Origin of the sequence: Enterococcus sp. HMSC078F03 (genome assembly GCF_001811595.1) — a bacterium.
Lineage (GTDB): Bacteria > Bacillota > Bacilli > Lactobacillales > Enterococcaceae > Enterococcus > Enterococcus faecalis.
In genome coordinates, this window is record NZ_KV805535.1 from 1,551 (window position 1) to 4,632 (window position 3,082).

General features: G+C 28.7%; 3 protein-coding genes and 1 pseudogene. 2 read left to right on the forward strand and 2 right to left on the reverse strand.

Annotated elements, in window-relative coordinates; all coding sequences use genetic code 11:
* The coding region (locus tag HMPREF2810_RS01800) for a KxYKxGKxW signal peptide domain-containing protein (protein ID WP_002417087.1) at positions 1 to 224 on the reverse strand (224 nt) is incomplete at its 3' end.
* A gap of 1,085 nt (positions 225 to 1,309) precedes the next feature.
* Positions 1,310 to 1,664: pseudogene (locus HMPREF2810_RS16190) on the reverse strand (sigma-70 family RNA polymerase sigma factor).
* 557 nt (positions 1,665 to 2,221) lie between these two features.
* Here HMPREF2810_RS16190 and HMPREF2810_RS01805 point away from each other — a divergent pair.
* Positions 2,222 to 2,623, forward strand: a complete 402-nt coding sequence (locus HMPREF2810_RS01805) for an RNA polymerase sigma factor (RefSeq protein ID WP_002358449.1) — start codon at positions 2,222 to 2,224, stop codon at positions 2,621 to 2,623.
* Positions 2,617 to 2,859, forward strand: coding sequence for a helix-turn-helix domain-containing protein (locus HMPREF2810_RS01810; protein ID WP_002383717.1), 243 nt, complete (start codon positions 2,617 to 2,619; stop codon positions 2,857 to 2,859). The genes HMPREF2810_RS01805 and HMPREF2810_RS01810 overlap by 7 nt, the downstream gene beginning before the upstream one ends.
* Positions 2,860 to 3,082: the final 223 nt, after the last annotated feature.

Below are 3,082 nucleotides of genomic sequence, written 5' to 3' on the forward strand. Positions count from 1 at the left end.
GTCGGTTGAGAAGTAGTGTCTTTTTGTACTGTTGTTTCAGATACTGTCTGCGAATTATGGTTATCAGATTGAATCGATGTTGTTTCTGGTTGCGTATCTAATTCCGCGGCTTGCACATTATTTGTAGCTAATCCTACGGCTCCTAACACACTTAGAAAAAGAATAGGGACAGTTACCCAGTGATTCTTAGCTTTATATGTCTTATATTGTTTTTTTGCTTTCATTTGTTGCTTCAAGAATCATTCTCCTCGTAAATTTTTTTATTTTATAGGCAATGATTCTTTCTGCATGGATCACGTGCACAATACATCCTTCTCCCCTCCCCCTTTTTTTTGACAAATATTTTACTTTATGCTATAAAATTAGTAATTTAACATATATTCTTTTCACTCTTTTAAGCTACCTAATGTAGGTAGCTTTTGTTACTAGTCCTTTTTTCTAAACAACATTCTGTAGAATATTTAATTTCGAGAGATAGTTAGCTTTTTATTTTTACTTATTCTTGTCTACACCTTAAAGATGAATCGTTTAACACTTTTAAAATAAAGCCTCCTATCCAATGACTGATGATTCATTGTTAATTACAGAATGTATACTTCATTCAACACATCTTTTCTATTACTTAAAGATTTATACTAATAACTATAATCATAATTATCGGGTCAAAGGTTATAGTCTCTTATGTTAGTTTATTAAATACAGAGTAAACATTGGTGCTTAGCATAAAAAACGTATATACCGTATTTTATATTCTCAAAAGGGACTCCATCCTCTCTTTTTTACTAAACTATAATCATTTAGATTTAAAAAAAAAAGAACATGATTATGAGTAATGAAATAGTTAATATAATAAAATTCAAGAAACTAAAAAATATACTACAAATGAAATCTCTAAATATACAAAATTAAGTGCTTAAAAACTAAACTTACATGATGCTTTTTGTCTTACTTAATTTACTCTTAAAACTAATTCTTAAGCAGCTGCTTTTGTCAAAAGCACATAGGAATTTCACCTCTCCCCAAGTTTACGGCGAGCCTTACGGAAGTATCATTATCCCAACTTCACATCATCACTTTTTATTGACTATAAAAATTATTTTAGAATATTTATCGCTCCTTCTTTACGATAAGAGATCATGGCGTAACTAAAATATGCTCCTTGAAGTGTTAACGTACTGCTAGAATGTATTTAATTTTCAATGATCTATAAATTTTCTACCAAAATAATTGAAAGGGGACTTTTTAATTATTTAACTTTAAATTTCAATATAGATTCTGAAAATTTATAACTCCCTCAATGTATACTCTTCTACATAGGTAATAAATTGACCACTTCATTAAATCCATTCATACTTATATTGAGAATTTTATCGATTTCAGTATCATTAAACTTGCAAAATAAAAAATTTTTTATGTCCAATAACTGGTTTGGCTATTGATAACTTTTTATTTGAAATTAATATCTCCATTCCAAACAAGAAATAGATATCTTGTTCATCAAAATGAGTAAGGGTACTTAGCTTCATTTGAGACGTTCAATAGTTCCTCATTTTCTTTTATTCTAGTGTTTCGTTTTCGAATAGTTTTAGCTCATTTCGTAATACTTTTTTGCAGTAGGCATCAAATTGGTGTTGTATAGATTTCTCATTATAATTTTGTTGCATGATAATATGCTCCTTTTTCCCCTTTCCACTAATACAACAATCAGAGAGCCCCTTTTTTTCGAAAAAGCTAGAAAAATAAAAGACACATAGTTTTTATCTATATGTCTTCCGCTAAAAACAAATTATTTTTTCTCAAAGCATATTTAGCTTTTAATTGATTATTCCGTTTCATATCGTCTAAATTTTCTGATTAAAACTTTATTATGATGTCATAGTGAAGAATAATTAAAATAGGATCTAGCGAAATAAGTTGGGAAAACATTATTATGATCGTTCATTTTTTGTTGACAAATAAAATAAAGTATGTAAAATTGCATTGGATAAATCGCATTCGTTACGATTTATAATTTTAAAATAGGAGTTCTTTCTATATGAAAAAAATTAGAATATTTTTTTGTTTTGTATAATATGTATTTCTTTTCTTTGCAGTTGTTCTGAAAAAAATGGAAGACACGTAGATAAAAACTACGTGTCTTTTGTTTTTTTCTAGTTTTTTCGAAAAAAAGGGGCTCTCTGATTGTTGTATTAGTGGAAAGGGGAAAAAGGAGCATATTATCATGCAACAAAATTATAATGAGAAATCTATACAACACCAATTTGATGCCTACTGCAAAAAAGTATTACGAAACGAAATTACGTCTATTCGAAAACGAAACACTAACATAAAGTATAATGAGGAACCATTGACAGATTCAACTGAAGGCAAGTACTCTCAAACTCATTTTGATGAACAAGATGTCTATTTCTTATTTGGAATGGAAATATTAATTTCAGATCAAAAGTTATCAACAGCCATTGATCATTTATCAGAGATAAGAAGAAAGGTCATCCTACTTTATTATTTTGCAGGTTTTAATAATACTGAAATCGGTAAAATTCTCAACATGAGTACAAGTGGTATCTGGTATCAACGAAAAAAGGCAGTTGAACAATTAAAAACGGAGTATGACCTATGGTAGACAACAAAAAACGGCAGTATCCATTAGTTCCGCTATCCGTTATTCAATCCGCTCTAGAAGAAGATCCAATTTCGATCAAGATGATACTCAAACATTATCATAGTTATATAGTTAAGTTATGTTTGACAAATGGATTTAATGAGGCGGAGCAATTTATTACCTATGTAGATGAGTATATGCTAAGACAGCTAGAAATTAAATTGATAGAAGCTATCTTAAAATTTAAAATTAACTAACTAAAAAAAGCCCCTTTCCACTTTTTCTGTTTAAAATAATCTTCTAATGTTTAAAAGATTAGTAAATTCTTTTATGTAGAAAACCTATTGATCATTGAAAATTAAATACATTCTATCAGTACATTAACACTCCAAGGAGCATATTTTAGTTGTGCCACGATTTCTTATCGTAAAGAAGGAGCGATAAACATTCTAAAATAATTTTTATAGTCAATAAAAAGTG